This is a genomic window from Rhodoferax sp. LB1P47 (genome assembly GCF_056521445.1).
In genome coordinates, this window is sequence record NZ_JBWMAU010000006.1 from 114,252 (window position 1) to 140,372 (window position 26,121).

The window sequence follows — 26,121 nt, forward strand, 5'->3', positions numbered from 1 at the left end:
AGCTATGCGAGGCACACCATGAAAAAACAACAGCCGGAACGGTTTTGGGAAGTAGACCTGGGCGCGCTGCTGGTGCTCTGGTGGAACGATATTTCCACCTTCGTCAAAACCGCAGTGATGTTTTGCGCCCTGGCACTGCCGGTGCTGATTCCGGCGTTGATCATGTGGCTGATGCTGGTCAACAACATCAGCTTCGAGACGGTGCCCTGACTTAAGAACAAGCCCTTAGCGCCCCGCCTCGCACCTAGCGGCTCATGGCGGCTACTGGTTGCCGATGATGGTGAACAGCTCGCCCCGTACGGTGGGGTCGGCCATGTACTTGGCATACAGCGGGCCCATCTTGCGCACAAATGGCGAGAAATCAGACACCGTGGCAATCTGCGCACCTTCTTTGGTGACGCTGGCACGGGCCAGGGCCACCCGCTTGCTCCACAGATCGCGCATCAGCAGGGCCGAAGCCTGCCCAGCCTTTTGAAACACCGCCTGGTCGGCACTGCTGAGCTTGGCCCAGAGCTTGGCAGACACCACCAGCGCCTCGGGCGAGACGGTGTGGTTGGTCAGGTAGACGTACTTGGCCACTTTGTAATGCCCGGCGGACTCGTACGAGGGCATGTTGTTTTCGGCGCAGTCCACGGTTTTTTGCTGCAAGGCGGCGGACACGTCTTTGTACGGCAGCGCCACCGGCGTGGCCCCCAGCAGCTTGACCATGTCGAAGTAGACCTCGGACTGTTGCACCCGGATCTTTTGCCCCACCAGGTCGGCCCCGGTGGTGACGGGTTTACTGGTGCAGTAGAACGAGCGGGCACCGCCGTCGTACCAGCCCAGCACCACAAAACCGGCATCGGCCAGCTTGGCGGCCAGGCGCGTGCCCAGCGGGCCATCCAGGTAGCGGAACATGTGCGCCGAGTCAGTGAACAAAAACGGCAGGGTAAAGGCCTTGAGTCCGGGCACCACGTCAGACAGCGGTGCCGAGCTGAATTCGGCCAGGTCTAGCTCACCCGACTTGAGCATCTGCACGGCCTTGGGCTGGTCTCCCAAGCTGCCGTTGGAGTGCAGGGTGATTTTGTATTTGCCGCCAGAGGCCCGGTCTACCTCGGCCACAAAGCTCTTCATTGCCTCGGTCACGGGATAGCCATCGGGGTGGATATTCCAGGCCCGCAGGGCGGTTTGGCCCCACCCGGCACCGGCGGCCAAAAGCAGACTGGTAGCGATGGCGGTGCGCAATGTATGGCTCATAGGATCTCGGGCTAAGGGGATGTACTGGGCTGGATGAAGCCCATCGAACCGATGCGGGTAGCAGCGGCCTGGGCGTTTTTACTATTTATAGAAAAACAGCCTCTATCGCATATGTTACCTGCGCTAGTAGCTATTATTTTTACAGTGCCCGTGCGGCCTGCAAAGTATCGCGCGTGTCTTGCGCCACGCGGCGGGCGGCATCGGCGAAGTCGTCGCCGCTGGACGCATACAGGATGGCGCGGGACGAGTTGACGACCAGCGGGCCGTTGGCCGTCCAGCCCGCCTGCACGGTGGCGCGGGCATCGCCGCCCTGCGCACCCACGCCGGGCACCAGCAGCGGCACCGTGGGGGCCAGGGCGCGCACCCGGGCAATTTCTGCCGGGTAGGTGGCACCCACCACCAGGCCGAGCTGGCCGTTCAGGTTCCACGGGCCTTGGGTGAGCTGGGCAATGTGTTCAAACAGCCGGGGTTGGCCGGGCACATCGGCCAGGCGCTGGGGTTGCAGATCGTCGCCCCCGGGGTTCGAGGTGCGGCACAGCAAAAATGCGCCCTTGCCGGGGTATTTCAAATACGGCTGAACCGAGTCAAACCCCATAAACGGCGACAGGGTGACCGCATCCGCGCAGTAGCGCTCGAAGGCTTCGATGGCGTACTGCTCGGCGGTGGAGCCGATGTCGCCACGCTTGGCATCCAGAATGATCGGCACCTGCGGCGCGACACGGCGGATGTGGGCCACGATGCGCTCCAGCTGGTCCTCGGCGCGGTGGGCGGCAAAGTAGGCAATTTGCGGCTTGAAGGCAATGGCCAGGTCGGCCGTGGCATCGACGATGCGGTTGCAGAAGTCGGCAATCTTGCTGGCATCGCCGCGCCATGCGCCGGGAAAGCGTTCGGGGTCTGGGTCCAGCCCGACGCAGAGCATGGAGGCATTGCGCTGCCCGGCGGTGTGGAGCATGTCTAGGAAGTTCATAACGGCGAATTTTACGAGTGGCTTGCACAATGCCCGGTAACCCCCAATTGCTGCGTTTACAGAAAGCCCCACCGCATGCCCGCCATCCTGCAAGTCCAGCCCCTCGGCTTCCCCTGGCCCACCATCGACCCGTTTCTGTTCTGCGCCTACCACGACGATGCCTACCCGCAGGCCAACCCGCAAATGGGCCCGGCCACCTCGCTGGCAGGCCGCGCCATCCGGCAAGATTTCAGCCGCAAGGACGGCTGGAGCATGTACCACGGCGATGTGGTGCCGGGGTTTCCGCCGCACCCGCACCGGGGGTTCGAGACCGTCACCATCGTCCGCCAGGGGCTGGTAGACCACGCCGATTCGCTGGGGGCCAGCGCCCGCTACGGCGCAGGCGACGTGCAGTGGCTGACCACCGGGGCGGGCATCGTGCACGCCGAGATGTTTCCGCTGCTCGACACCGGCGCGCCGAATCCGCTGGAGCTGTTCCAGATATGGCTGAATCTGCCCGCCCGCAACAAGATGGTCGCGCCGCACTTCACCATGTTCTGGCAACACGAAGTGCCCCGCACCACCTTCACCGACGCGGCGGGTTTGACCACCGAGGTGCTGGTAACGGCGGGCAGGTTGGCCGACGCGAATCCACCCGCCCCACCGCCCGACTCCTGGGCCGCCCAGCCCGAGGCCGATGTCGCCATCTGGACCATCACCCTGGCCCCCGGTGCCCGCTGGGCCCTGCCTGCGGCCCTGGGCGCAGAGACCCAGCGACAGCTGTATTTCTTCAAGGGCCAATCGCTGGTGGTAGATGGGCAAGCCGTGACCCACCACGCCGCCATCCGCCTGCACGCCGGGGTGGCCGTGGAACTGGTCAACGGCCCTGCGATGAGCGAATGCCTGCTGCTGCAAGGCCGCCCGCTGAACGAACCGGTGGCCCAGTACGGCCCGTTTGTGATGAACACGCGCGCCGAAATCGAACAGGCGATGGCCGACTACCGCCGCACCCAGTTCGGCGGCTGGCCCTGGGGCGACGCCGAGCCGGTACACGGCCGCGACCCCGCGCGGTTTACGCAAATGCTGGGCGGGGAGAAGGTGTTGGCGGATAAATAGGGGTCTGACCCCTATTTATTTTTATAGCTGCTGACGCAATTAGACAAAGGGCTACGGGCATTTTTTATGCTTCACCCATAATGCCTGCTTCTCCACCACCCTCCCTCTGCTATGGCCACTTTGATTCCCGCACTCAGCGCTTGCGTGGCCCGTATGACGCAGGGCGAGCGGCGGCTGGCGGAGCGGCTGGAGGCCAAGCTGGATGCCGATTACCTGCTGTGGTTTGACGTGCCGGTGGGGCCGCGCCAAAGCCACCCCGACTTTGTGGTGCTGCACCCCCGGCGCGGGCTGCTGATTTTGGAGGTGAAAGACTGGCGGCTGGCTACCATCGTTCGGGCCAATAAAAGCACCTGGGACATCCTGCCCGGCGGCGATCCCAAAACCGTAGACAACCCCATTGAACAGGCCCGCCACTACGCCTTGCAGGTGGTCGATGCCCTTAAGCGCGACCCGCCACTGGTGCAAGCCGATGGCCGCCACCAGGGCAAGCTGCGCTTTCCGTGGAGCTTTGGCGTGGTGTTCAGCCACATCACCCGCAAGCAATTTACCGATGCCGGGCTGGACCAGGCGATTGCACCGAACCGGGTGGTGTGCTCGGACGAGATGACCGAAGGCGTGGACCCGGAGGAGTTTCAGAGCCGCCTGTGGGATATGTTCCCGTACGACATGCTGGGCGGTGCGCTGTCGCTGCCGCAGATCGACCGGGTGCGCTGGATTTTGTTCCCCGAGGTGCGGGTACCGGAGCAAGCCGCTCCGCAAGACGACGATGCCGACCTGCCCGGCATCATGCGGGTGATGGACATCCAGCAAGAGCAGTTGGCCCGCAGCCTGGGCGACGGCCACCGGGTGATCCACGGCGTAGCGGGCTCAGGCAAGACCATGATCTTGGGCTACCGCGCCGAGTACCTGGCCCGCGCCGCTGCCGAGGGCAAACCGGTGCTGGTGCTCTGCTACAACGAGCCGCTGGCAGGCAAGCTGGCCGCCAGCATGGCAGCCAAGGGCATTGCCGACCGGGTGCACGCCCGGCATTTCCACAAATGGTGTTACGACCAGTTGGTAGCCTACGGGCAGGCGTTGCCGCACGATGGTGGCGTTTTCTCGGACGAACTGGTGGAGCATGTGGTCCGCGCCGTGGACCGCCGCCAGATACCGTCGGGCCAGTACCAGGCGATATTGATCGACGAGGGCCACGACTTCAAACCTGCCTGGTTCAAGCTGGTCACCCAAATGGTGGACCCGCACACCAACAGCCTGCTGGTGCTGTACGACGACGCGCAAAACATCTATGAGCGCGCCCGTAGTAAACAGTTCAGCTTCAAAAGCGTGGGCATCCAGGCGCAGGGCCGCACCACGGTGCTGAAGATCAACTACCGCAACACCCAGCAGATTTTGCACACCGCCAGCCTGATCGCCGCCGAGCTGCTGTCCGCCCAGGACATGGACGACGACGGCATCCCGCTGCTGCGTCCGGTCAGCTGTGGCCGCGAAGGCCCGCCGCCGCAGATCATCCGCCTGCCCCATTTGCGTGCCGAGGCCAGCGCCGTGGCCGATGCCCTGGTGGCCGCCCACCAACAGGGCCACGCCTGGGGCGACATGGCGATTTTTTGCCACCACCACTGGCAGCTGGATGAGCTGGCCCGCCCGCTGCGGATGCGCAAACTGCCCTTCCAGCTGCGCCGGGGCACGGGCAGCCACAACTTCAACCCGCTGGCCGACAGCATCAAGCTGATGACCATGCACGCCAGCAAAGGGCTGGAATTTGCCGTGGTAGCCCTGCCCGGCGTCGGCCAGATGCCCACCAAAACGGCAGATGAACGCGCCGAAGCCCAGCTGTTCTACGTCGCCGCCACCCGCGCCACGCACCAGCTGGTGGTTACCGTGAGTGGCGATGGCAGTTTTGGTCAGCGGCTGGCCCCGCTGGCCTTGCAATCAAATTAATAGCTGCTTGCGCAGTTTCTATATGCGCTAGAGCCGTAAATCATATAAATTTATACCCATTGAATCCACCCGAAAATGGGGTTCTTGTGGCGCGCCATGTTGGCATGCGCGATACTTGTAGCGCAGTTTGCATTAAGGAGAAATTCACTATGAGCGCTGTTTCCATTCGCCTCCCCGATGATGTATCCACACGTCTGCAAGATTTGGCGCAACTCACCGGGCGCAGCAAGACTTTCTACATGGTCGAGGCCATCCGCGAGCATTTGGATGACTTGGAAGATTTGTACATTGCCGAGAAGCGCTTGGTTGAAATTCGGGCCAATCGCAGCAAAACCCACAGCCTAGAAGATGTGGAGCGCAGCCTTGGCCTGGCAAATTAAATTTGACGATGCGGCCGCGAAGGACCTGGCAAAGCTGGACCGACAGGTCGCCAAACGGATTGTTCAATTCTTGCGCGACCGCGTGGCCGTGCTGGACGACCCACGCAGCATTGGCGAAGCCCTCAAGGGCTCCAAGTTAGGTGAATTTTGGAAGTACCGCGTAGGTGACTACCGGGTGATCAGCTGTATCGAGGACGGTGCGCTGCTCATCTTGGTGCTGAGAATTGGGAACCGCCGCGAGGTCTACCGGTAAATCGCGTGCACGAGAATACGCCCCGTACCTTATCCATCCACTCCCTTCTTGATACTTTTGACCCCATGAAAATCGAAAAAAACACCGCCGTCACCCTGCGCTACAAAGTGGCAGATGCCAAAGGCCTGCTGATTGAAGCGCCCAAAGACCCGATGGTCTACCTGCACGGTGGCTACAACAACACCCTGCCCAAGATCGAAGCCGCCCTGGAAGGCCGCGTGGCGGGCTACGCCGTGACGCTGGATTTGCAGCCCGAAGATGCCTTCGGCCTGCGCGACGAATCGCTGGCCCGCAGCATCCCCAAGAGCGAGTTTCCGGCCGGCGTGAAGGTGGGCGGCCAGCTCAAAGGGGTGAACGACGACGGTGCCGAGCAAATCTACAACGTGGTCAAGATCAAGGGCGACCAGGTGCTGCTGGACGGCAACCACGCGCTGGCGGGCAAGGCGCTGCGCTTTACCGTCACCGTGACCGGCGTGCGGGCGGCATCCGAGGAAGAGATTACCCACCAACACGTACATGGCGAGCACGGCCACCACCATTAATTTCTGAGGAAACCGCACCATGACCACCCCTTCCGCCGTGATCGCCCCCCGCGACAAAGCCGACATCCTGGCCCAGGCCCTGCCCTACATCCGCAAGTTCCACGGTAAAACGATGGTCATCAAGTACGGCGGCAACGCCATGACCGACCCGGCGCTGCAACAGGCGTTTGCCGAAGACGTGGTGCTGCTCAAGCTGGTCGGCATCAACCCGGTGGTGGTGCACGGCGGCGGCCCGCAAATCGAGGCGGCACTGGGGCGATTGGGCAAAAAGGGCCAGTTCATCCAGGGCATGCGCGTCACCGATGCCGAGACCATGGAAGTGGTCGAATGGGTACTGGCGGGCCAGGTGCAGCAAGACATCGTGGGCCTGATCAACCAGGCCGGTGGCAAGGCCGTGGGCCTGACCGGGCGTGACGGCGGCATGATCCGCGCCAAGCAACTGCGCCTGGCAGACAACGAAGACCCCAACATCCAGTACGACATCGGCCAGGTGGGCGACATCGAGAGCATCGACCCCAGCGTGGTCAAGGCGCTGCAAGACGACGCGTTTATCCCCGTCATCAGCCCCATCGGCTTTGGGGCCGACAACACCAGCTACAACATCAACGCCGACGTGGTGGCGGGCCGCTTGGCGATTGAGCTGCAAGCCGAAAAGCTACTGATGCTGAGCAACATCCCCGGTGTACTCAATAAGGCGGGTGAACTGCTGCCCGACCTGACCGCCCAAGACATCGACGGCCTGTTTGCCGACGGCACGCTGTCGGGCGGCATGCTGCCCAAGATTGCCGGTGCGCTGGATGCCGCAAAGAGCGGTGTCAAGGCCGTGCACATCATCGACGGCCGCGTGCCGCACGCGCTGCTGCTGGAGATCCTGACCGAGCAGGCCTTCGGCACCATGATCCGGTCCCACTAAATGGCGCTGGATGTCCTTGAAGAAGCCCCCCGCAAGCGCCCCAAGCCGGGCGAACGCCGGGTGCAAATTCTGCAAACCCTGGCGGCCATGCTGGAGCAACCGGGTGCCGAGCGCATCACCACCGCCGCGCTGGCGGCCCGGCTGGACGTGAGCGAGGCCGCGCTGTACCGGCACTTTGCCAGCAAGGCGCAGATGTTTGAGGGACTAATCGAGTTCATCGAGCAGTCGGTGTTTTCGCTGGCCAACCAGATTGTGGCCACCGCCGGTGATGCAGAGGGCGCACTGCAAGCCCGGCGCATCGTCTCGGTGCTGCTGCAATTTGGCGAAAAGAACCCCGGCATGGCCCGGGTGATGGTGGGCGACGCGCTGGTGTTTGAAAACGAACGCTTGCAGCAGCGCATGAACCTGTTTTTCGACAAGATCGAGGCCACCTTGCGCCAGTGCCTGCGGGCAGCGCAACCGGCCAGCGACACCCCGACGGTGGATACGCAGGTGCAGGCTTCGGTGCTGGTGGCATTTGCGATGGGCAGCTTGCAGCGCTTTACCCGCTCGGGCTTTCAACGCTTGCCCACCGAGCGGCTGGATGCAAGCCTACGCAAGTTGCTATCCAATTAATAGCTGCTTGCGCAATAGGGATATGCGCCAGAGGCCGATTTAATGCCTAAGCGGCAGTAGCGGCTTTGAAGGGCTTGGCGGTAGGTTTGGTATAGGGTTTGGTGTTGAACTTGCCGTGCGGCAGACTGGCCAAGCGCGAAAACAGGCGGCCACAGTAGCCGTCAATGCCCAGGCATTTGTTCAGCTCGTCTACCGGCAGCGGGCCGGACACCACCACGATGTCATTGGCGTAGTCTTGCGCCCCGGCCGCCCGCAGCTTGCGGCGAGCGCCCATCGCCCAAGACTGGATGCGGGTGGGGTTGCCGTGCTGGTGCAGCTCGCCGGTGCTCACATCAAACGCAATGGCGACCGTGTCGGTCTTCAAACGAAAGCGACGCTCCCCCGTGACCGCGCTCGGAGGCGTGTCCATGTCGTACAGGTAGTAGCTGCCGCCTTTGAGTTGGTATTGCAATTCCATAGCGATTACGGGGATTTGCTGCATTGTGGCGCAGTTTGGTCCGGCCAAACGCTTTGAAACCGCCACCACCCCCGGTTAAATAAGCGGCAACACCTGCGTTCAGGCACAAACCCGACCCACAGATGTTGCACGCGTCTGACCGTTTTACAAGGCGTTGCGGGCGGCCACAGCGGTGTCGGGGAAGTCGCTGAACAAGCCGTCTACGCCCAGCTGGAAGAACTTGGTGTATTCGGCCTTGGGGTCACCCTTGTAGTCGGAGGCCAGGCGCTTGGCTTCGCTGCGGAAGGTGTAGGGGTGCACGGTCAGCCCGGCGGCATGGGCATCGGCCACCAGGCTGGTGGCGGGCAGCAGGGTGCGGTCGCGCTCATCGACTGCGCCGTCGCCGTTCACGTCGTCGGCCTTGCCATCGCCATTGGCATCCGTGCCTTTGGAGCTGAGGATGTAGACCTTCCAGGGGCCAATGCCGTCGGCGTAGGTTTTGATTTCTTTCAGGCCCGCTGGCGTCAGCATGGTGATGAAGGTGGCGGCGTTACTGGCTACGGCGAAGTCGTACGGTTTGTCGTACGGGGCGGCCAGGGTCACTTGGCCGGCCAGGTTCACATCGTCGGCATCAATCAGCTGCACCAGGCGCACGGCGGTTTTGGTGCGCAGGTATTTGAGGTTGGACACTTCAAACGACTGCACGATGACGGGCGAGTCTTTTTTGGTGTATCCATAGCTATCCAGAATGGCCAGCAAGCGGTCTTCCAGCTTCAAATTCAAGCCCACGTGGAAGGTGGGGTGCTTGGTTTCGGGGTACACGCCCACGGTGCGGCCCAGGCGGGTGCTTTCGCTCTTGGCCAGGTCCAGCACTTCCTTCAGGGTGGGAATGCGGTACATGCCGTTGTAGGCGGCGCTGCGGTCCGACAGGGGCTGCTTGGCGTACAGGGTTTTGATCTCGGCCAGAGTGAAATCGGATGCAAACCAGCCGGTTTCCGACACGCCATCGACCACCTTGGTGGTCTGGCGGCTGGCGAATTCGGCGCGGGTGGACACGTCGGTGGTGCCGGTGATGTTGGGTTCGTGGCGGGCGATCAGCTCGCCGTCTTTGGTGGCCACCAGGTCGGGCTCAATAAAGTCAGCACCCTGGTCGATGGCCAGCTTGTAACCTTCCAGCGTGTGGTCGGGCCGGTAGCCCGCTGCGCCCCGGTGGCCCACCACCAAGGGTTTGAGTCCGTCCAGCGTCTTGTAGCTAGGTTCGCTATCGCCACAGGCGGAAAGCAAGGCGGCGGCGGCAAGCGCCAGTGCGGTCATTTTGTGCATCGTTGTGTTCAAGTGAAGTTGTGTAAACCAGTCTAGACAGACCGGATGACAACGGTGTTACACGCTGGCCCACGATAATCGGGGTATGACTACACCGAATACGCCCCCCTCTGCCACCGATTTCCGCAGCCTGCCCCTGGCCCCCGCCATGCTGGCCAACCTGGAGCAGCTCGGGTATTTGCAGATGACCCCCATCCAGGCCGCCAGCCTGCCGCTGGCCCTGCTGGGGCAAGACTTGATCGCCCAGGCCATGACCGGCAGCGGCAAAACCGCCGCCTTCGCCCTGGCTCTGCTGGCGAATCTGAACGCCCGCCGCTTTGCCGTGCAGGCGATGGTGCTGTGCCCCACGCGCGAGCTGGCCGACCAGGTGAGCACTGAGATCCGCCGCCTGGCCCGCGCCGAAGAAAACATCAAGGTGGTGACGCTGTGCGGCGGCGTGGCCCTGCGCGGGCAAAACGCCAGCCTGGAGCACGGCGCGCACATCGTGGTGGGCACGCCCGGCCGCATCATGGACCACCTGGAGCGCGGCCACCTGGACCTGTCGGCCCTGAACACCCTGGTGCTAGACGAGGCCGACCGCATGCTGGACATGGGCTTTTTTGAAGACATGGCCACCGTCATCAAGCAATGCCCCAAAGAGCGCCAGACGCTGCTGTTTTCGGCCACCTACCCCGAAGGTATTGAGAAACTGAGCCAGCAGTTCATGCGCCAGCCCAAGAGCATCACCGTGCAGGCGCAGCACGCCACCACCCAAATTGCCCAGCGCTGGTACCAGGTGGAAAAGTCCGAGCGCCTGGCCACTGTGGGCCGGCTGCTGAACCACTTCCGCCCGGCCAGCACGCTGGCGTTTTGCAACACCAAGCTGCAATGCCGTGCCCTGGTAGCCGCCCTGCAAGCCGAAGGTTTCAGCGCGCTGGCACTGTACGGCGAGCTGGAACAGCGCGAGCGCGACCAGGTGCTGGTGCAGTTTGCCAACCGCAGCTGTAGCGTGCTGGTAGCCACCGACGTGGCCGCACGCGGGCTGGACATTGCCGACCTGGCCGCCGTGATCAATGTGGAGGTGACACCGGATTCGGAAGTGCACATCCACCGCATTGGCCGCACCGGCCGCGCCGGGGCCGAGGGCTTGGCGCTGAATTTGGCATCCATGAACGAGATGGGCTTTGTCGGCAAGATCGAGGTGCTGCAAAACCGCGAATCCGAATGGCACAAGCTGGAGGAGCTGACCCCCACCAGCAAAGAGCCGCTGCGCCCACCGATGATGACGCTGCAAATCACCGGCGGAAGAAAAGAGAAGATCCGCGCGGGCGACGTGCTGGGCGCGCTGACTGGCGACGCAGGCTACACCCGCGAGCAGATCGGCAAGATCAATGTGAACGAATACTCCACCTACGTGGCGGTAGACCGCCGCATCGCCGTTGAAGCCGAGCGCAAGCTGAACGCCGGAAAAATCAAAGGAAAAAGCGTGCGTGTGCGCCTGATGACGGGTGTGGACGAATAAGCATCAAATTGGCCTCTAGCGCACATACCACCTGCGCTAGTAGCTATCAAATTTAACGTAACTCTGTCACAGACCATACATCGCGTGCAGACAGAACGCGCCCCCAAAGATACCGTGGAACCGGCTTTGCCGGGCCACTGGTATCGCCCCCTGCAAGGGGGTTGGCGGCCACACGCAGTGGGCAAGCCTGGGGGTGTGCTAAGACCTCAGCATTTCTACGTGCGGAATGTTGTCTTCCAGGTACATCTCGGACACCGGCACAAAACCGAAGCTCTGGTAGAACTCCAGCAAATACTGCTGGGCGCTGATGCGGTTGGGCTGGCCGGGCCAGGTGACCGCACAACGCGCCAAGGCTTCTGTGAGCAGCTGCTGGCCCAAGCCCTGGCCCCGAAACGCGGGCGCTGTGAGCACCCTGCCCAGCGAGGGTTCGGGGTAGTTGCTGCCGGGGTCGGCCACCCGCAGATAGGCGGCGAGTTGGTCACCCGACCACGCCAGCAGATGCCACGCCACCGGGTCCAGCGCATCGGCCTCTTGGTAGACGCAGTTTTGCTCCACCACAAACACCGCCACCCGCTGCACCATCGCGGCATGGAAATCCACCGCGCTCAAATCCCCCAGCCGCGCCCACTGGAAGCGCAGTTCAGCCATTGGCGTTTTGCAGGGCGGCGATGCGTTGCTCGATGGGTGGGTGGGTGGAGAACAGTTGGCCAATTCCCCCGGCAATGCCGAAGGCCGCCACGCTCTTGGGCAGCTCGGCCGTGTGCAGGCCACCCAGGCGGGCCAGGGCGTTGATCATGGGCTGCTTGCGGCCCATGAGCTGCGAGGCTCCGGCATCGGCGCGGAATTCGCGGTGGCGCGAGAACCAGGCCACCACCATGGCGGCTGCAAAGCCCAGCACGATGTCGAGCACGATGGTGGAAACAAAGTAGCCGATGCCGGGGCCACTGCTGCGGTCGTCGCCCTTGCGCAAAAAGCTGTCTACCGCATAGCCGATCACGCGGCTCAAAAACACCACAAAGGTGTTCATCACGCCCTGGATCAGGGTCATGGTGACCATGTCGCCATTGGCCACGTGGGCCACCTCATGGGCCAGCACGGCTTCGATTTCTTCGTGCGTCATGCCTTGCAGCAGGCCGGTAGACACCGCTACCAGGGCCGAGTTTTTGAACGCGCCGGTGGCAAAGGCGTTCGGGTCGCCGTCGAAAATGCCGACTTCGGGCATGCCGATCTGGGCCTTGTCGGCCAGGCGGCGCACGGTCTCCACGATCCAGGCTTCATCGGCGTTTTGCGGCTGCGTAATGATGCGCACGCCCGAGGTCCACTTGGCCATCGGCTTGCTGATCAGCAGCGAAATGATCGCCCCGCCAAAGCCCATCACCAGCGCATAGCCCAGCAACGAGCCGAGGTTGAGCCCGTTGGGCGTGAGGTAGCGGTTGACCCCCAGCAGGCTGGCAACGATGCCCAGCACAGTGACGACCAGCACGTTGGTCAGGACAAATAAAAGGATGCGTTTCATGGGTTCTCCGTGGAATTTATGGGGTGTTAGATGCGGCTGCTGCGCAACAGTTCAAGCTGTTTGGCGCGGCGGGCGAAATACGGCGGTATCGGCGTAAAAGTCGGCTTGGGCGTTATCTTCGCACCAGCCCGGTACGCCTAGCACCGGCAAGGGCAAAAAGGGCTTGCAGCCCAGGTGGGCGGCGCTGAGCTGCGCCGCGATGGCGGCATCCATATTTACTATTGAATTGATAGCTACCTGCGCACAGTAAACATGCGCAGTGATCGGTTTTCGTGGGTAAACCAGCTTTTCCAGCAAGGCGTGGCCAAACAAGACCAATTGGGCATCGGCCCACAGAGGCCGCAGGGTGACGAACAGCCGCTGCCAGTCTTGCACCCGCAGGGCCTCCCACAGCGCGGGCGGGGCGATGAGAAAGGCGGCGTTCTCGTCCAACACCGTCAGCGCATCGCGCACCGGGCCGCGCAGGGGCTGTACGCCGTCGGCGGCAATCTGCGCCGCCTGCAACTGGTTGAGCCGGGTTTTGGTGTGCGGAAAATGCTGCCAGCACAGGCCGTTGAAGAAGTCGTGCAGGTTGTCGCGGGTGGGGCACTGGCGGGTGTGGAAGATGAAGTGCTCGTAGGCCTCGCCCGGCGGCAGCGCGGACTGGGGCACGAACTGCACCGGGGCGGGGGCGGCAGCGTTCAGGGCGACTGCGATGCCCAAGTGGGCCTGCGCGGCCACCGCCCTACCCCGCGCGTGGTACGGGGCCAGCCAGGGGGCGGACCAGTCGATGTCCGGCAGGCTCATCCCGCCAGAAAGCGCAGCCGGGTGGGCTGGGTCTCGGGGCTGAGTTCAAAGTGGGCGGCGTATTTTTTGAAGAACTTGATGGAGGAGCCGTTTTTGCCGATCAGCTTGGCATCGTGCAGCAGCTTGACGGCATCGTTCAGGGCTACGGTTTGGCCGTCTTGCAAGCCCGGCACCACGGCCAGGATGGCGGCGACAGCATCCGTCAGCGCAGGCTTGGCGGGTGCCGCAACGGGAGCGGCAACAGGGGCCGGAGCGGGCGGACGGGGCTTTGGCACCGCTTTGGCACGCGGGGCGGTCTTTTTGGCCGGTGGCGCTTTGGCTTTGGGTGCGGACTCCGTATCCGCTGCACTCTTGGAGCGCACGATGAACACCTGCTCGTAGTAGGCGCGGATGTCGGGCGAAAGCTTGGTTTTTTGCGAGAAGCAGATCAGCCGCACGCCGCGTTCACGCAGGCGCAGGGCCAGCGGGGCAAAGTCGGCGTCTCCTGTGCCGATGGCGATGACCGAGGGGGCACATTCGTACCAGAGGTCGAGCGCGTCCACGGCCAGCAGCATGTCGGTGGTGTTCTTGGTCAGCGGGTCGTTCAAGATGGGGCGGATGGCCAGATCACGCATCACCGTGGCCAGGCCCTTGAGGTTCTCGGCACTGCCGTAGGCGCGGCGTATCGCCACCGGGCCGACCAGCTCGGTCAGGCGGCGCAAGGCCTCTTCCACCGACTCGGGCGAGTTCAGGTTGTCGGCATCGATCAGCAGCGCAACGCCGCCACGGCCTTGCAGGGAAGAGGTGATTTGCATGTTCAGCACTCCAAGTGGGTTAACCAATCAGTTTCCAGGGCAGGGCTTCGCCCGAGCGCAGGGGCTTGAGTTGCGCTTCGCCAAAGGCAAAGCTGTCCGGCGGGGTCCAGCTTTCGCGGGCCAGGGTGATGGTGCCGGTGTTGCGCGGCAGGCTGTAGAAGGCGGGGCCATTGAAACTGGCGAAGGCTTCCAACTTGTCCAAAGCACCGGCGTTGTCGAAGACTTCGGCGTACATCTCGATGGCGGCGTGCGCCGTGTAGCAACCTGCGCAGCCCGAGGCGTGCTCTTTCAGGTGGGTGGCGTGCGGCGCGCTGTCGGTACCCAGGAAGAATTTGGCGTTGCCGCTGGTGGCGGCCTCCACCAGCGCCAGGCGGTGGGTTTCGCGTTTCAGCACCGGCAGGCAGTAGTAGTGCGGGCGGATGCCGCCGGTGAAGATGGCGTTGCGGTTGTACAGCAGGTGCTGGGCGGTGAGGGTGGCGGCGGTGTACCGGTCGGCATCGCGCACGTACTGGGCGGCTTCACGGGTGGTGATGTGCTCAAACACAATTTTCAGCTCGGGGAAGTCGCGGCGCAGCGGGATAAGTTGCTGGTCGATGAAGACGGCTTCGCGGTCGAACAGGTCGATGTCGGGGCTGGTGACTTCGCCGTGCACCAGCAGCAGCATGTCGGCGCGCTGCATGGCTTCCAGGGTTTTGTAGACCTTGCGCAGGTCGGTCACGCCGGCGTCGCTGTTGGTGGTGGCCCCGGCGGGGTAGAGCTTGGCGGCGACGATGCCGGCGGCCTTGGCGCGGGCAATCTCGTCGGGCGGCAGGCTGTCCGTCAGGTACAGGGTCATCAGCGGGTCGAAGGCGATACCCTCGGGCACAGCGGCCAGGATGCGGTCGCGGTAGGCCAGTGCTTGGGCGGTGCTGGTCACCGGCGGGCGCAGGTTGGGCATGATGACGGCGCGGCCAAACTGGGCGGCGGTGTGCGGCACCACGGTGTGCAGGGCATCGCCATCGCGCACATGCAGGTGCCAGTCGTCGGGGCGGGTGATGGTGAGTGTGGTGGTGGGGGTGGCGGTGGTCATGGGTTGAATTGTCGCAGCCCGCGCTGGCTGCCCGCCCCCCTGCGGGCTATTGCGCCGCAGCTTTTTGCAGCACGGCCAGCGCGGTTTCAAAGTCGAATGTGGCTACGGCGCTGGCCAGCACGTTGTAGTCCGCCCCCAGAGCCGCTTGCAGCAAGCGGGCGTTGTGCGCCAGCACCTCGGCGGCATCCGCATCATCCTCGGCCAGCAAGCGCTCCAGATGGGCTAGCACGGGGGCCAGGGCGGCGTGGTCTATCGCGGCAGCCGGGGCGGCCTGGGGCTCAGAACCGAGCTGCGCATGCAGTTGCCTCACCAAGGCATCCAGCACGCGCCGGGTCTGGGCCAGCAAGGGGGCGGTGTCGGCCGGCGGCTGGCGGGTGTGGATGGCGTGTTCAAGCTGCCCGGCCAGTGTTTGCAGGGCCGCCGCGCCGATGTTGCCAGCCAGCCCTTTGAGGGTGTGCGCCAGCCGTTCGGCAGCCGCCACATCCGGCGCATCCAGGGCCTGCTGGATACGCGCCGGGGCATCGCTTTGCCCAGCGGTAAATTTGCGCAGTATCGACAGGTAGAGGGGTTTCTTACCCAGCACCCAGCGCAGCCCTGTGGCCATGTCCAGCCCGTCGATGGCATGGGGCAGCAGCACATCCGCGACGGGGGCGGTGGCGGGCTCAGGCGGGGTGCGGTGGCGCGGCGGCACCCATTGCAGCAGGGCGCGCCACAGGTCCTCGGGTTCGATAGGTTTGGTGACGAAATCGACCATGCCGGCCGCCAGGCATTTATCGCGATCGACCTGCATGGCGTTGGCCGTCATGGCGACGATGGGGATGTGGTTGAACCGGCCCAGCTGCTTGATTTCTTGTGTGGCCTGCACCCCACCCATGACGGGCATTTGCATGTCCATGAGCACAATGTCAAAGACGGCGGCCTGGATTTTATCGATGGCGATTTGTCCGTTGTCGGCCACTTCGACGATGAAGCCCGCATCTTGCAGCAGTTCTGAGGCGACTTGCTGGTTGATATCGTTGTCTTCAACCAGCAGGATGCGGGCACCCGCCAGCGTCACCAACTGGGCTTGCAGGGTGGATATGGCATCGACCCGAGGGCGCGGCGGGGCATGCGGCGACAGCGCCCGCAGGTCGATCAGTGGCGCAACCGCGCGGCTAGTGGCTTGTCCGCGTCCCAAGCGGGCGGTAAACCAGAAGGTGGAGCCTTGGCCCACTTCACTGCTCACCCCGACCTCGCCGCCCATCAAGCCCGCAAGTTTTTTGGCAATTGCCAAACCGAGGCCCGTGCCGCCGAATTTTCGGGTGGTGGAGGTGTCGGCCTGCGAGAAGCTTTGGAACAGGCGGGTCATTTGCACCTGGGTCATCCCCATGCCGGTGTCGGTGACGGCAAAGTGCAACAAGAGGCCCTCGGGATCGTCGGCCAGCATGCGGACTTGCAGGCTGATTTCGCCCTGTTCGGTGAATTTAACGGCATTACTGCCGTAGTTGATCAAAATTTGGCGCAAGCGCAGCGGGTCGCCGAGCAAGTAGTTGGGCACCTCGGGGGCCACGTCGAACACCAGCTCCAGGCCTTTGGCACCCATTTTTTCGGCCATCAGGTGGGACACGGTGTCGAGCACTTGCTCCAACGCGAACTCGGTGGTTTCCAATGTCAGTTTGTCGGCTTCGATTTTGGAGAAGTCCAGAATGTCATTGATGATGCCCAGCAGGTGCTGGCCAGAAGACTGGATTTTTTGGGCATAGTCGCGCTGGCGATCGGTCATGTCGGTCTTCAGCGCCAGGTGCGGCAGGCCGATGATGGCGTTCATGGGGGTGCGAATTTCATGGCTCATATTGGCCAGAAAGTCGGACTTCATGCGGGTGGCATCTTCGGCCATTTCTTTGGCGCGTTGCAATTCGTCGGCGGCGGCGCGGCGTTGGGTGATGTCTTCGCAGACCCAAACGGCCCCCCGGCCCAGGTCGGCACCATCTACGGCGCGAATGTGGCGGCTGACCCAGAACAGGCTACCGTCTTTGCACCGCATGGGGCATTCGTCGCGGAAAGACTGGCCACTGGCGATGCTGGCGATCATGTCCGCACCGGTTTTCTCCCACGCGGCCGCGTCGGCATGCAATAGCGCGGAGGTCATGCCATTGAGTTCCTCGGGCGCATAGCCAAACATGGTTGCCATAGCCTGGTTGCTGCGCACAATAGTCCGGTCCACCATGAATGCCAGGCCCAGACCGACCGTATCAAATATGGTTTGCTGCTGCTGCAAGGAGCTGGTCACCAAGCGTTCGGCCTGCTTGCGGTCCGTGATGTCCACCATGCAGCCAACCATGCCTGCGGGGCTGCCATCCGGTTTGCGAAAACCCGCAGAAAAAAACAAGGTTTCGTGCAGCGATCCATCGGCGAATTGAATTTCCATCTCCCGCTGCTGGGAGGTTCCGGCGGCAATCAACTGGTCGTCTACCGCCTTGTAGGCGATGCGCTGCACCATCGGGATATACGGCAGATCCAGAACGCTTTTGCCGCGTAAAAAGTCCATGGTGTTGCCCATAGATATTTCATGGGCTACGTTTTGCCCAAAAAACCGCGCATCGGCATCCAAGTACCAAAGCGGGTACGGAATTTTGTTCAACGCCGCTTCGTAGTATTCGGCCCGGCTACGCCACTGCGCCACCTGCTGTTGCGCGGCGACCAGTTGCTGCTGTTCGTGCGCCAGGCGCAGACGCAGACCTGCCAGCTCATCCAGGAGCAACTGCATACTGTGGTTGCGGTTCTCGGGTTCAATGGGCACGGTAGATGCGTCTTTTACTCAGGCCATGTGGCACTCTCTGTGTGGATGCCCGGCCAGAATACACGATTGCACCTGCTGGCAATACGGTGCAAATCGACAAAAAAAATCCTCCTGGCCAGGAGGATTTTTGAGAGGCGGCAACCCGTCTTAGTGCGCCAGGATTTTGTTCAAAAAATCTTTGGTGCGCGGCTGGCGGTTTTCAGGGTGGTTGAAGAACTCGTCTTTGGAGCAGTCTTCCAGAATCTTGCCGCCCACGTCGATGAAGATCACGCGGCTGGCAACCTTGCGCGCAAAACCCATTTCGTGGGTCACGCACATCATGGTCATGCCTTCACCGGCCAATTTCACCATCACGTCCAGCACTTCGCCGACCATTTCGGGGTCGAGTGCCGAGGTAGGTTCGTCGAACAGCATGACCATCGGGTCCATGCTCAGCGCCCGGGCAATCGCCACGCGCTGTTGTTGACCGCCCGAGAGTTGGCCGGGGAACTTGTCCTTGTGCGCCATCAGGCCCACGCGGTCGAGCATCTTCAGGCCGCGCACTTTGGCGTCGTCCGGCGTGCGGCCCAGCACCTTGATCTGGGCCAGGGTCAGGTTTTCGGTGACCGACAGATGCGGGAACAGCTCAAAGTGCTGGAACACCATGCCGACGCGGCTGCGCAGCTTGGGCAGGTTGGTCTTGGGGTCGTGCAGGGGAATGCCATCGACGAAGATCTCGCCCTTCTGGAAGGGCTCCAGCGCGTTGACGGTTTTGATCAGGGTGGACTTGCCCGAGCCCGACGGGCCGCAGACCACCACCACATCGCCCTTTTTGATGCTGACGTTGCAGTTGTTCAGCACCTGCACAGGGCCATACCATTTGGATACGTTTTTAATTTCAATCATGTTTTACTCCACGGCTCGAATGACGGCGCGTTAATTAGCGAATGATGGCAATCTTGGTTTGCAGCTTTTTAACCAGGTACGACAAGCCAAAGCACAGGATGAAATACACCACGGCGGCCAGCAGATAGGCTTCTTCCGGGCGACCATATATCTTGCCGGCGGTGGTGAAGCCCTTGAGCAGGTCGTAGGCACCAATGGCGTACACCAGCGAGGTGTCCTGGAACAAGATGATGGTCTGCGTCAGCAGAATCGGCAGCATGTTGCGAAACGCCTGCGGCAAGATCACCAGCTTCATGTTCTGCGCGTAGGTCATGCCCACGGCCTGGCCCGCATGCACCTGGCCACGCGGGATGGACTGGATACCGGCCCGCATGATCTCGCTGAAATAGGCTGCCTCAAAAGCAATGAAAGTGATGATGGCCGACAGCTCTGCACCGATGGGCCGCCCGATCAGGAACGGAATCAGCAAAAAGAAGCCCAAAATCACCATCACCAGCGGCAAGGAGCGCATGCCGTTGACGTAAAAGGTAGCCGGAATCACCAGCAGCTTGCGGCCCGACAGGCGCATCAGTGCCAGCAGGGTGCCGAAGAAAATACCGCCTACCGTGGCAATCGCGGTGAGTTGCAGGCTGAAGATGAAACCTTGCCGTACGAACTTGCTGACGATTTCCCAGCTGAAGAAACTTAGATCGAGTCCGCCCATATCAATGCCCCCCGCCTGTTCCACCGGCAACGACGAAGCCGGGGATTTGGATTTTTTTCTCAATGAACGCCATGACGCGGTTCACCACGACAGCGGACACCACGTACAGCAGGCACACCGCCAAGTACACCTCGATAGGCCGCGAGGTTTCTTCACCCACCTGGGTGAAGTAGAAGGTCAGCTCTGGAATAGACACAGCAAAGGCCACCGAAGAGTTCTTCAACAAGTTCATCGACTCGCTGGTCAGCGGCGGGAAAATGATGCGAACCGCCATGGGCAAAATCACATAGCGGTAGGTTTGCGCGGTACTGAAACCCACCGCCATACCCGCATAACGCTGGCCTTTGGGCAAGGCCTGGATGCCTGCACGCACCTGCTCGGCAATCCGCGACGAAGTGAAGAAGCCCAGGGCCATCACCACCAGCGCGAAGCCCGGTATCTGCTGCATGGGCGGAAATATCTTGGGCAGCACAAAGTACCAGATGAAGATTTGCACCAGCAACGGGACATTGCGAAACAGCTCAACCCAGGCGTTGGCGATCCGCACCAGCCACGGGTTGTTGGGCAGGGTGCGCAAGGTGCCCATGAAGGCACCCACGACCATTGCAACCAACCACGAACTTCCTGCGACCGCCAGTGTCCAGCGCCACGCCTCCATCAGCCATTGCAGATAGGTGCGCCCACTGCCGTCATCGTTGAGAAATACCTGCCAATCCATAACTCTCTCCATCCTGGTGTTGCTTGCCCGCTGCCGCCTGCGTCGCTGCGCAGATGCCTTAAAGCAAAAACCCTGCCCCCAGACTGTGTGGGCAGGGTGGTGTACCGCAAATCCGCAGCGATTTACTTCTTGGCGTAGTCTTCTGCGGGCTTGTCGTTCAGATTTGCCCAAGCAGCCTTGGTGGCATCGCTGGCGGGCAATCCGACCTTGACGTTCTTGGGTGGAATGGGTTGCGTGAACCACTTGTCGTACAGCTTGGCCATTTCGCCGGTTTTGACCATGCCTGCAATGGTGTCGTCAGCCAGCTTCTTGAAAGCCGGGTCGTCTTTGCGCAGCATGATGGCGATGGGTTCGACGCTCAGCACTTCACCCACGATTTTGAAATCGGCGGGGTTTTTGGCGGTAGAGATATTGCCGGCCAGGATTTGGCCGTCCATCACAAATGCGTCCGCGCGGCCCGACTCCAACAGCAAGAAGCTGTCGGCGTGGTCCTTGCCAAAGACTTCCTTGAAGTCCACGCCGGTTGCACGCTCGTTCTTGCGCAGCAGCTGCACAGACGTAGTGCCCGTAGTGGTGGCCACATTCTTGCCGTTCAATTGGGCAATAGAGGCAATACCAGAGTTACCTTTGACCGCAATGCGCACTTCTTCTACGTAGACGGTATTGGCAAAAGCCACGTCTTTTTGGCGGGTGGCATTGTTGGTGGTGGAGCCACACTCGATATCGACCGTGCCGTTTTGCACCAGCGGAATACGGTTTTGTGAAGTTACCAACTGGTATTTGATGTCCAGTTTTTTACCCACGGTTTTTTCCAGATTGGCGATGATGTGCTGGCACACGTCGTAATGGAAGCCGGTGTACTTACCGTCGCCCAAGGTAAAAGCGAGTGCGCCCGAAGAATCCCGCACACCCATAGTGATGGTGCCGGAAGCCTTGACCTTGGCGATGGTGTCAGTGGCTTGTGCAAACGCACCACCAGTAGCGAAAGCAGCCACAGCCAAGGCGAGCAAATGTTTCTTCATGAAAACTCCAAGGTAAAAGATAAGAACTACACAACGCAAATTTTAGAGAATCGGATTCAAGGGATAACCCTCCCGCCCCCTCTTGGTGCATGCGAACCAACCGAAATGAACCAGTACACCCCTGCTATGCAGACTCTGTGCCTGCTTGTGCATGCCCCCACTCGGCAACACGCCATAGTGCACCATCTGCGATGGAAAACCAGCATTTCACAAGCATCCTGGCGGGGATTTATTCAAAGGTGGCGAACTGTAAATGTCGGCCTAAGCAAACACCAATGCCGTTTGCACGCAGTGTTATGCAAATACGTCATAGATCTGACACATAAGCAAAAGGAGTAAGGGTTTCTATATGCAGAGTCCGCCAAAGCCGACAATTATTTGCCTGTTTTGGGTGCCGAAAGATAGGTCCACAAGGCCTGTGCCGTGCCCTTGGCGGCTGCCGGGCCACTCGGTTTTTCGCGGTAGGCGCGCACGTCCATCGTCATCTCCAGGCCGGTCAAACCGGGCGGGGCGGCACTCACCAGTTTGCGCGCACGCAGCTCTTTTTTGACTGCGCTGTAGGGCAGGAAGGCGATGCCGTGGCCTTCCAGCGCCATCGCCTTGAGGCCTTCGGCCATGTCGGTCTCGTAGACCCGGTCCAGGTGGATGGGCGTGGCCGATTGCTTCAAAATCATGTCTACCGTCTGGCCCAAGTAGGCGCCCGGCGCGTAGCCCAGGTAGGGTAGCAACTGCCCCGGACGGCCCGGCAACTGGTACAACGGCGCACCATCGGCATCGGCCTTGACGTAAGGCGCAATCACCTCTTGCCCCAGGCTGACCATCTCATACCGGTCGGCAGCTAGCTGGAACGGCTGTGCGCTGTGGTGGTAGGCGATGAGCAGATCGCAACTACCCTCCACCAGGCGCATCACCGCGTCGTGCACGTTCAGGGCGATCAGGCGGCTCTTGATGGGGCCAAACTTCTCGCGCAGCAGCGACACCCAGGCCGGAAAGAAGGTAAACGCCAGCGTGTGCGGCACGGCAAATTCGATCACGTCCTGCCCCGCCGAGTGGTGGCCGCGCAGCATGGCGCGGGTGCTTTGCAGGGCCTGCAACACTTCGAGCGACTGGGCGTACAGGGTTTCACCCGCCGGGGTGAGGCGCGTGGGGTACGAGCTGCGGTCTACCAGATCGGTGCCCGCCCAGCCCTCCAGCGCCTGGATGCGCCGCGAGAACGCAGGCTGGGTCACATGCCGCAACTGGGCCGAGCGGCTGAAACTGCGGGTTTCAGCCAAGCTGACAAAATCTTCAAGCCATTTGGTTTCCATGAGCGGATTATGGATGCTGGTTAAATGGGCGACACCACCGGCTGCCCGGCAAAGTGCCGCGTCGCGTTGTCGATAAAACGCTGCACCGACGCTTCAATCGCCTGCGGCGACCAGCCACCCACGTGCGGGGTGAGCACCACGCTGTCCAAATCCAGCAGCTCGGCGGGCGGCAGGGGTTCGCTCTCGTACACATCCAGACCCGCACCAGCCAGGCGGCCACCGCGCAAGGCATCGGCCAGCGCAGCGGTATCCACCACGCTGCCGCGCGACACATTCACCAGATAACCGCCCTCGCCCAAAGCCGCCAGCACCTCGGTATCGACCAAATGGCGGGTGGCCGGGCCACCGGGCGTGGCCACCACCAGAAAGTCGGCCCAGGCGGCCAGCGCCACCAGATCGGCAAAGTAGGTGTGCGCCACAGGCTGCTGGGTGCGCCCGTGGTAGCCGATCTGCATGCCAAAGCCCAGCGCCCGCTGCGCCACCTTGTGGCCAATGCCGCCCAGACCGACGATGCCCAGGCGGCGGTTCGACACGCTGGCGGGCAGGGGTAACACATCGCGCCACAGGCCCTGGCGGCACTGCGCGTCTAGCCGGGGTACGTTGCGCACCACGGCCAGCAGCAGGGCGAAGGCGTGGTCGGCCACGCAGTCGTCGTTGGTGCCCGCGCCGTTGGCCAGCGCCAAGCCGCGTTGGCGGGCGTGTGCGATGTCGATGTTCTCGAAACCCACGCCCAGGGCGCAGACGATTTCCAGCGCGGGCAAGGCATCTATCTCGGCTGCCGCCAGGCCCACGCTGCCGATGGTCAAGACTGCGCGGATGGTGGCGGCATCGGCGGCGATATGGGCGGCCCGCAACGCGGCGGTGGGCGCGTAAACCACCTCGAAATGCGGTGCCAACAAGGCCTGGTGGTGCGGGGCCATGAAGGCCAGAACCAGAACCTGGGGGTGTGCAGAAGGCATCTTGATATCTCTTATTTACTATCAAATTTATAGCTACTAGTGCATATTGAATATGCGCCAGAGGCCAATTTTGCTTAAATTTATTCCGCGCTCTGCTGCAAAGCCCACATGGCGGCATACCGGCCATTGGCGGCGAGCAATGCGGCGTGCGTGCCGCGCTCCAGGATGCGGCCCGCGTCCATCACCAGAATCTCATGCGCATCCACCACGGTGGACAGGCGGTGGGCGATGACCAGCGTGGTCTTGTTGCGGGCGGCGGTTTGCAGCTCGGTCTGGATGGCGCGCTCGTTGGCCGAGTCCAGCGCCGAGGTGGCTTCGTCGAAGATCAAAATCGGCGGGTTCTTCAGCAAGGTGCGGGCAATCGCCACACGCTGTTTTTCGCCGCCCGACAATTTGAGCCCGCGCTCGCCCACCATGGTGCCGTAGCCCAGCGGCGTGGCGCTGATGAAGCCGTGGATGCGCGCGGCGCGCGCGGCCTCTTCCACCTGGGCGCGGCTGGCCCCGGGCTGGCCGTAGGCGATGTTGTATTCCACCGTGTCGTTGAACAGCACCGTGTCTTGCGGCACGATGCCAATCGCCTGGCGCACGCTGGCCTGGGTGACGGTCTGGATGTTCTGTCCGGCGATCAGAATCTCGCCCTGCTGCACGTCGTAGAAGCGAAACAGCAGGCGCGCCAATGTGGACTTGCCCGAGCCGGACGGCCCTACCACCGCCACGGTTTTACCCGCCGGGATGTGCAAGCTGATGTCTTGCAGGATGGGCCGCGCCGGGTCGTAGGCGAAGAACACGTGGTCGAAGCGCACATCGGCATGGCCGTCGCCCGGCTCCAATTGCAAAGGCTGGGCACCGGGGCTGTCGGCGATTTCACGCTCTTTCTCTAGCAGCGCAAACATCTTTTCCAGATCGGTCAGGCTCTGCTTGATCTCGCGGTAGATCACCCCCAAAAAGCCCAGTGGAATGTAGAGCTGGATCATGAAGGCGTTAACCATCACCAGGTCGCCCAGCGTCATACGGCCATCCACCACGCCCTGGGTAGCACGCCACAGCATGGCGACCAGACCGGTGGCGATGATGAGCTGCTGGCCAGTGTTGAGCAGGCTCAGGGTACGCTGGCTTTTGACCGAGGCGCGCCGGTAGCTCTCCAGGTTTTCGTCGTAACGCTTGGCTTCAAAAGCTTCGTTGTTGAAGTATTTGACAGTCTCGAAGTTCAGCAGCGAATCGATGGCACGGCTTTGCGCGTTGGAATCCAGCGCGTTCATCTCTTTGCGGAACTGGGTCCGCCATTCGGTCACGGTGACGGTAAATGCGATGTAGGCCACCAGCGCGATCAGCGTGATCCAGGCAAACCAGATATCGAACTTCACAGCCAGCAGGGTCAGCACAAAACTGACCTCGATCAGCGTGGGAATGATGCTGTAGAGCGAGTACGAGATCAGCGAATTCACCGCCCGGGTGCCGCGCTCGATGTCGCGGGTCATACCGCCGGTCTGGCGCTCCAGGTGGAAGCGCAGGCTCAGGGCGTGCAGGTGCTGGAAGACTTCCAGCGAAATCCGCCGCGACGCGCCTGCCGTGGCTTTGGCAAACACCAGCTCGCGCATTTCGGTGAACAGCGAGGTGGACAAGCGCAGCAGCCCGTAGGCCACCAGCAGCGCTACCGGCACCACGATCAACGCAGGCAGTTGGTCACTGCTGAGCTTGCCGCCGGTGGGGCTCATCGTATCGACCAGTTGTTTGAGCAGCAAAGGCACGCTGACGCTGGCCGCCTTGGCCCCCACCATGAAAGCCAGCGCGGCCATCACCCGCCATTTGTACTCCCACAGATAGGGAAACAGGCGGCGCAGGGTGCGCCAGTCGGATTGCGGGGGTACGGACGCGCCCGAAGCAGGCAAGGTAAGGGAAGGAGCGGTTTCGCCATAGCGGCGCATGGGGGACAATCTCGTGGTTATTTTCCCAAGATTGTCCCCTATGTCTACCCATTCCAGCGCCCACGTTGCCTTGCCCACCGACATGGAGCTGGTACTCAAGGTAATCCCCATGCCTGCCGACTGCAACGCCAGCGGCGACATTTTTGGCGGCTGGGTGATGGCGCAGGTGGATCTGGCGGGGTCGGTGATTCCGGCCCGCTACGCCCAGGGGCGCATCGCCACCGTGGCGGTGAAAGAATTTATCTTCAAGCAGCCGGTGCGGCTGGGCGATATTTTGTCGTTTTACGCGTCCGTGACGCGGCTGGGCCGTACTTCGGTCACCGTGCGGGTAGAGGTGTTTGCCGAGCGCCTACACATCCAGGGCCAGTACATCAAGGTCACCGAGGCCACGCTGACCTTCGTAGCCATCACCGAGCAAGGTGAACCCCGCCCGCTCCCTCTTTAAACCTGGATACCACT

Annotated in this window: 27 protein-coding genes; 10 read left to right on the forward strand and 17 right to left on the reverse strand. The window is 62.2% G+C overall.

The window, feature by feature from the left end:
• Positions 1 to 18: 18 nt before the first annotated feature.
• Entirely contained in the window at positions 19 to 210 is a 192-nt protein-coding gene (locus AC0969_RS09395; protein WP_479623873.1) for a hypothetical protein, read from the forward strand.
• Between the two features lie 51 nt (positions 211 to 261).
• Here AC0969_RS09395 and AC0969_RS09400 read toward each other — a convergent pair whose 3' ends face one another.
• On the reverse strand, positions 262 to 1,236 hold the full coding sequence (locus tag AC0969_RS09400) for a TRAP transporter substrate-binding protein (RefSeq protein ID WP_479623874.1): 975 nt from the start codon (positions 1,234 to 1,236) through the stop codon (positions 262 to 264).
• A 139-nt stretch (positions 1,237 to 1,375) separates the two neighbouring features.
• Complete coding sequence (gene pyrF / locus AC0969_RS09405) at positions 1,376 to 2,203, reverse strand: orotidine-5'-phosphate decarboxylase (RefSeq protein ID WP_479623875.1); 828 nt, start codon at positions 2,201 to 2,203, stop codon at positions 1,376 to 1,378.
• A 75-nt stretch (positions 2,204 to 2,278) separates the two neighbouring features.
• Between pyrF and AC0969_RS09410 the strand changes: the two genes are divergently transcribed.
• From AC0969_RS09410 to slmA, 7 genes are all read left to right on the forward strand, one after another.
• Positions 2,279 to 3,298 (forward strand): pirin family protein, encoded by a 1,020-nt coding sequence (locus tag AC0969_RS09410; RefSeq protein WP_479623876.1) that lies wholly within the window; start codon positions 2,279 to 2,281, stop codon positions 3,296 to 3,298.
• A 111-nt stretch (positions 3,299 to 3,409) separates the two neighbouring features.
• Positions 3,410 to 5,236, forward strand: coding sequence for a DEAD/DEAH box helicase (locus tag AC0969_RS09415; protein ID WP_479623877.1), 1,827 nt, complete (start codon positions 3,410 to 3,412; stop codon positions 5,234 to 5,236).
• Between the two features lie 149 nt (positions 5,237 to 5,385).
• Entirely contained in the window at positions 5,386 to 5,616 is a 231-nt protein-coding gene (gene relB, locus AC0969_RS09420) for a type II toxin-antitoxin system RelB family antitoxin (RefSeq protein ID WP_479623878.1), read from the forward strand.
• On the forward strand, positions 5,600 to 5,869 hold the full coding sequence (locus AC0969_RS09425) for a type II toxin-antitoxin system RelE family toxin (RefSeq protein WP_479623879.1): 270 nt from the start codon (positions 5,600 to 5,602) through the stop codon (positions 5,867 to 5,869). The genes relB and AC0969_RS09425 overlap by 17 nt, the downstream gene beginning before the upstream one ends.
• A 65-nt stretch (positions 5,870 to 5,934) precedes the next feature.
• Positions 5,935 to 6,411, forward strand: a complete 477-nt coding sequence (locus AC0969_RS09430) for an FKBP-type peptidyl-prolyl cis-trans isomerase (RefSeq protein WP_479623880.1) — start codon at positions 5,935 to 5,937, stop codon at positions 6,409 to 6,411.
• A 19-nt stretch (positions 6,412 to 6,430) separates the two neighbouring features.
• Entirely contained in the window at positions 6,431 to 7,324 is an 894-nt protein-coding gene (gene argB / locus AC0969_RS09435) for an acetylglutamate kinase (RefSeq protein WP_479623881.1), read from the forward strand.
• Positions 7,325 to 7,939 (forward strand): nucleoid occlusion factor SlmA, encoded by a 615-nt coding sequence (gene slmA, locus AC0969_RS09440; protein WP_479623882.1) that lies wholly within the window; start codon positions 7,325 to 7,327, stop codon positions 7,937 to 7,939.
• Positions 7,940 to 7,985: 46 nt separating this feature from the next.
• Here the strand turns inward: slmA and AC0969_RS09445 are convergent, their stop codons facing one another.
• Together AC0969_RS09445 and AC0969_RS09450 are read right to left on the reverse strand one after the other, a co-directional pair.
• Positions 7,986 to 8,396: a hypothetical protein gene (locus AC0969_RS09445; protein WP_479623883.1), complete on the reverse strand. Its 411-nt coding sequence runs from the start codon at positions 8,394 to 8,396 to the stop codon at positions 7,986 to 7,988.
• A gap of 144 nt (positions 8,397 to 8,540) precedes the next feature.
• Positions 8,541 to 9,698, reverse strand: a complete 1,158-nt coding sequence (locus tag AC0969_RS09450) for a glycerophosphodiester phosphodiesterase (protein WP_479623884.1) — start codon at positions 9,696 to 9,698, stop codon at positions 8,541 to 8,543.
• An 85-nt stretch (positions 9,699 to 9,783) separates the two neighbouring features.
• Between AC0969_RS09450 and dbpA the strand changes: the two genes are divergently transcribed.
• Positions 9,784 to 11,199 (forward strand): ATP-dependent RNA helicase DbpA, encoded by a 1,416-nt coding sequence (gene dbpA / locus AC0969_RS09455; RefSeq protein ID WP_479623885.1) that lies wholly within the window; start codon positions 9,784 to 9,786, stop codon positions 11,197 to 11,199.
• Positions 11,200 to 11,397: 198 nt separating this feature from the next.
• On the opposite strand, the gene AC0969_RS09460 is transcribed toward dbpA, so the two are convergent.
• The 13 genes from AC0969_RS09460 to AC0969_RS09520 all read right to left on the reverse strand — a co-directional run bounded on the left by AC0969_RS09460 (position 11,398) and on the right by AC0969_RS09520 (position 25,662).
• Positions 11,398 to 11,847: a GNAT family N-acetyltransferase gene (locus AC0969_RS09460; RefSeq protein ID WP_479623886.1), complete on the reverse strand. Its 450-nt coding sequence runs from the start codon at positions 11,845 to 11,847 to the stop codon at positions 11,398 to 11,400.
• On the reverse strand, positions 11,840 to 12,715 hold the full coding sequence (gene htpX, locus AC0969_RS09465) for a protease HtpX (RefSeq protein WP_479623887.1): 876 nt from the start codon (positions 12,713 to 12,715) through the stop codon (positions 11,840 to 11,842). Before htpX ends, AC0969_RS09460 begins: the two co-directional genes overlap by 8 nt.
• Before the next feature lie 51 nt (positions 12,716 to 12,766).
• On the reverse strand, positions 12,767 to 13,501 hold the full coding sequence (locus AC0969_RS09470) for a DUF3025 domain-containing protein (RefSeq protein ID WP_479623888.1): 735 nt from the start codon (positions 13,499 to 13,501) through the stop codon (positions 12,767 to 12,769).
• Positions 13,498 to 14,295 (reverse strand): NYN domain-containing protein, encoded by a 798-nt coding sequence (locus tag AC0969_RS09475; protein ID WP_479623889.1) that lies wholly within the window; start codon positions 14,293 to 14,295, stop codon positions 13,498 to 13,500. The genes AC0969_RS09470 and AC0969_RS09475 overlap by 4 nt, the downstream gene beginning before the upstream one ends.
• 19 nt (positions 14,296 to 14,314) lie before the next feature.
• Complete coding sequence (gene pyrC / locus AC0969_RS09480) at positions 14,315 to 15,364, reverse strand: dihydroorotase (RefSeq protein ID WP_479623890.1); 1,050 nt, start codon at positions 15,362 to 15,364, stop codon at positions 14,315 to 14,317.
• Positions 15,365 to 15,410: 46 nt separating this feature from the next.
• The gene (locus tag AC0969_RS09485) at positions 15,411 to 18,110 is read right to left on the reverse strand and encodes a response regulator (RefSeq protein WP_479623891.1); all 2,700 of its coding nucleotides are present in this window, start codon (positions 18,108 to 18,110) and stop codon (positions 15,411 to 15,413) included.
• A gap of 180 nt (positions 18,111 to 18,290) precedes the next feature.
• Positions 18,291 to 19,028, reverse strand: coding sequence for an amino acid ABC transporter ATP-binding protein (locus AC0969_RS09490; protein WP_479623892.1), 738 nt, complete (start codon positions 19,026 to 19,028; stop codon positions 18,291 to 18,293).
• A gap of 34 nt (positions 19,029 to 19,062) precedes the next feature.
• On the reverse strand, positions 19,063 to 19,731 hold the full coding sequence (locus AC0969_RS09495; protein WP_479623893.1) for an amino acid ABC transporter permease: 669 nt from the start codon (positions 19,729 to 19,731) through the stop codon (positions 19,063 to 19,065).
• A 1-nt stretch (position 19,732) separates the two neighbouring features.
• Entirely contained in the window at positions 19,733 to 20,449 is a 717-nt protein-coding gene (locus tag AC0969_RS09500; RefSeq protein WP_479623894.1) for an amino acid ABC transporter permease, read from the reverse strand.
• Positions 20,450 to 20,571: 122 nt separating this feature from the next.
• Entirely contained in the window at positions 20,572 to 21,471 is a 900-nt protein-coding gene (locus tag AC0969_RS09505; protein ID WP_479623895.1) for an amino acid ABC transporter substrate-binding protein, read from the reverse strand.
• A gap of 374 nt (positions 21,472 to 21,845) precedes the next feature.
• Positions 21,846 to 22,778: a LysR substrate-binding domain-containing protein gene (locus tag AC0969_RS09510; RefSeq protein ID WP_479623896.1), complete on the reverse strand. Its 933-nt coding sequence runs from the start codon at positions 22,776 to 22,778 to the stop codon at positions 21,846 to 21,848.
• 20 nt (positions 22,779 to 22,798) lie between these two features.
• Positions 22,799 to 23,737: a 2-hydroxyacid dehydrogenase gene (locus AC0969_RS09515; protein WP_479623897.1), complete on the reverse strand. Its 939-nt coding sequence runs from the start codon at positions 23,735 to 23,737 to the stop codon at positions 22,799 to 22,801.
• 80 nt (positions 23,738 to 23,817) lie between these two features.
• On the reverse strand, positions 23,818 to 25,662 hold the full coding sequence (locus tag AC0969_RS09520; RefSeq protein WP_479623898.1) for an ABCB family ABC transporter ATP-binding protein/permease: 1,845 nt from the start codon (positions 25,660 to 25,662) through the stop codon (positions 23,818 to 23,820).
• 40 nt (positions 25,663 to 25,702) lie between these two features.
• On the opposite strand from AC0969_RS09520, the gene AC0969_RS09525 reads away from it, so the two are divergent.
• Positions 25,703 to 26,107, forward strand: a complete 405-nt coding sequence (locus AC0969_RS09525) for an acyl-CoA thioesterase (protein ID WP_479623899.1) — start codon at positions 25,703 to 25,705, stop codon at positions 26,105 to 26,107.
• Positions 26,108 to 26,121: the final 14 nt, after the last annotated feature.

What these genes read in the sequence shown, in the direction of transcription:
- AC0969_RS09395 (WP_479623873.1), top strand. Translation starts at nt 19, where the DNA reads ATGAAAAAACAACAGCCGGAACGGTTTTGGGAAGTAGACCTGGGCGCG.
- AC0969_RS09400 (WP_479623874.1), bottom strand. Translation starts at nt 1,236, where the DNA reads ATGAGCCATACATTGCGCACCGCCATCGCTACCAGTCTGCTTTTGGCC.
- AC0969_RS09510 (WP_479623896.1), bottom strand. Translation starts at nt 22,778, where the DNA reads ATGGAAACCAAATGGCTTGAAGATTTTGTCAGCTTGGCTGAAACCCGC.
- AC0969_RS09505 (WP_479623895.1), bottom strand. Translation starts at nt 21,471, where the DNA reads ATGAAGAAACATTTGCTCGCCTTGGCTGTGGCTGCTTTCGCTACTGGT.
- AC0969_RS09515 (WP_479623897.1), bottom strand. Translation starts at nt 23,737, where the DNA reads ATGCCTTCTGCACACCCCCAGGTTCTGGTTCTGGCCTTCATGGCCCCG.
- relB (WP_479623878.1), top strand. Translation starts at nt 5,386, where the DNA reads ATGAGCGCTGTTTCCATTCGCCTCCCCGATGATGTATCCACACGTCTG.
- AC0969_RS09445 (WP_479623883.1), bottom strand. Translation starts at nt 8,396, where the DNA reads ATGGAATTGCAATACCAACTCAAAGGCGGCAGCTACTACCTGTACGAC.
- htpX (WP_479623887.1), bottom strand. Translation starts at nt 12,715, where the DNA reads ATGAAACGCATCCTTTTATTTGTCCTGACCAACGTGCTGGTCGTCACT.
- AC0969_RS09430 (WP_479623880.1), top strand. Translation starts at nt 5,935, where the DNA reads ATGAAAATCGAAAAAAACACCGCCGTCACCCTGCGCTACAAAGTGGCA.
- AC0969_RS09485 (WP_479623891.1), bottom strand. Translation starts at nt 18,110, where the DNA reads ATGCAGTTGCTCCTGGATGAGCTGGCAGGTCTGCGTCTGCGCCTGGCG.
- AC0969_RS09520 (WP_479623898.1), bottom strand. Translation starts at nt 25,662, where the DNA reads ATGCGCCGCTATGGCGAAACCGCTCCTTCCCTTACCTTGCCTGCTTCG.
- AC0969_RS09490 (WP_479623892.1), bottom strand. Translation starts at nt 19,028, where the DNA reads ATGATTGAAATTAAAAACGTATCCAAATGGTATGGCCCTGTGCAGGTG.
- AC0969_RS09410 (WP_479623876.1), top strand. Translation starts at nt 2,279, where the DNA reads ATGCCCGCCATCCTGCAAGTCCAGCCCCTCGGCTTCCCCTGGCCCACC.
- AC0969_RS09525 (WP_479623899.1), top strand. Translation starts at nt 25,703, where the DNA reads ATGTCTACCCATTCCAGCGCCCACGTTGCCTTGCCCACCGACATGGAG.
- AC0969_RS09415 (WP_479623877.1), top strand. Translation starts at nt 3,410, where the DNA reads ATGGCCACTTTGATTCCCGCACTCAGCGCTTGCGTGGCCCGTATGACG.
- argB (WP_479623881.1), top strand. Translation starts at nt 6,431, where the DNA reads ATGACCACCCCTTCCGCCGTGATCGCCCCCCGCGACAAAGCCGACATC.
- slmA (WP_479623882.1), top strand. Translation starts at nt 7,325, where the DNA reads ATGGCGCTGGATGTCCTTGAAGAAGCCCCCCGCAAGCGCCCCAAGCCG.
- AC0969_RS09495 (WP_479623893.1), bottom strand. Translation starts at nt 19,731, where the DNA reads ATGGGCGGACTCGATCTAAGTTTCTTCAGCTGGGAAATCGTCAGCAAG.
- AC0969_RS09450 (WP_479623884.1), bottom strand. Translation starts at nt 9,698, where the DNA reads ATGCACAAAATGACCGCACTGGCGCTTGCCGCCGCCGCCTTGCTTTCC.
- pyrF (WP_479623875.1), bottom strand. Translation starts at nt 2,203, where the DNA reads ATGAACTTCCTAGACATGCTCCACACCGCCGGGCAGCGCAATGCCTCC.
- AC0969_RS09460 (WP_479623886.1), bottom strand. Translation starts at nt 11,847, where the DNA reads ATGGCTGAACTGCGCTTCCAGTGGGCGCGGCTGGGGGATTTGAGCGCG.
- AC0969_RS09470 (WP_479623888.1), bottom strand. Translation starts at nt 13,501, where the DNA reads ATGAGCCTGCCGGACATCGACTGGTCCGCCCCCTGGCTGGCCCCGTAC.
- pyrC (WP_479623890.1), bottom strand. Translation starts at nt 15,364, where the DNA reads ATGACCACCGCCACCCCCACCACCACACTCACCATCACCCGCCCCGAC.
- dbpA (WP_479623885.1), top strand. Translation starts at nt 9,784, where the DNA reads ATGACTACACCGAATACGCCCCCCTCTGCCACCGATTTCCGCAGCCTG.
- AC0969_RS09475 (WP_479623889.1), bottom strand. Translation starts at nt 14,295, where the DNA reads ATGCAAATCACCTCTTCCCTGCAAGGCCGTGGCGGCGTTGCGCTGCTG.
- AC0969_RS09500 (WP_479623894.1), bottom strand. Translation starts at nt 20,449, where the DNA reads ATGGATTGGCAGGTATTTCTCAACGATGACGGCAGTGGGCGCACCTAT.